1 pseudogene is annotated in these 250 nt (G+C 71.6%); it reads left to right on the plus strand.

The window, feature by feature from the left end:
- Positions 1 to 250, plus strand: a pseudogene (locus tag KDL01_RS42860) (IS21-like element helper ATPase IstB); the annotation flags it as partial.

The following is a 250-nucleotide window of genomic DNA, read 5'->3' on the forward strand; positions in this document are numbered from 1 at the left end:
TACCTGCGCAAAGCCGCACCCGACGTGCTCGCCACCGCCCGCGCCCAACGCTGGGACCCCGCCGAGGTACTCAAAGTCCTGATCACCGAGGAGGTCGTCGGACGCGACGCCGCCACCCGGCGGCTCCGGCGCACGACCGCGAACTTCCCCACCGGCAAGACCCTCGGCTCCTGGCGCCCGGAGGAGTCCACCATCCCCGAGGCGACACAGAACGCGCTGGTCACCCTCGAATGGATCGGCCGCGCGGAGA

Source organism: Actinospica durhamensis, from assembly GCF_018139695.1.
Lineage (GTDB): Bacteria > Actinomycetota > Actinomycetes > Streptomycetales > Catenulisporaceae > Actinospica > Actinospica durhamensis.